This is a genomic window from Rhodoferax ferrireducens, from assembly GCF_003347515.1.
GTDB lineage: Bacteria > Pseudomonadota > Gammaproteobacteria > Burkholderiales > Burkholderiaceae_C > Rhodoferax.
In genome coordinates this window covers 1-595 of record NZ_QEII01000316.1, presented here as the reverse complement: position 1 = coordinate 595, position 595 = coordinate 1, and the positions used below count along the sequence as shown (strand labels likewise).

Genomic DNA, 595 nt, shown 5'->3' with positions numbered 1-595 from the left:
GAACAAGGCGGGAAGCCGCCGGGCAGGACCCAAGTCCCCAGCCCGCGCGGCGCCCGGACCGCTCTTAAAACACCAGTTGCTGGCCGCCGAAGTTGTAGGCAGTGGGCATGTCGAGCTTGAGATGCGAACTGGCATCAACGTTGGTCACCGTCGGGCCGACCTGGGCGACGGTGGTTGGGCTGAAGATGCCGCCACCGGCAACGTTGGCCGAGTTGCCGCCAACAGCAGCGATGGCATTGCCGCCACGGACAGACGACATCGCAGCGCGGTCGAGTTCCTTGCGGGTGGACAGGTCTTGAATCATCAGATTGGATTTCATGGTGTAACTCCTTAAGTGGTTTGGGTTGGTGAGCATCAAGTTGCGCTCGGAGGAGCTATTGCATGGGCCGTGCCAGATGCTGCGCCAGCGCCTGGAAATATTTGCAAGTCATTGAAAATAAAGGAAATAACGTGCCGTTGACCATGGCTTGGCGTATTTTGTTCAGCACTCAGACCGGGTGCGCTGTCTGGTGCTGTAAAACACATTTACGACTACTGTCTGGAATGACCCATCACATGATTGGCAAGCTTCACTTGGCGAAGTGATGCGATCTGC

The 595-nt window shown here is 57.1% G+C and carries 1 protein-coding gene; it reads right to left on the bottom strand.

Going from position 1 to position 595, the window contains the following annotated elements:
• Nucleotides 1–64 precede the first annotated feature (64 nt).
• Entirely contained in the window at nt 65–319 is a 255-nt protein-coding gene (locus tag C5P05_RS28345; protein ID WP_114973229.1) for a hypothetical protein, read from the bottom strand.
• Nucleotides 320–595: the final 276 nt, after the last annotated feature.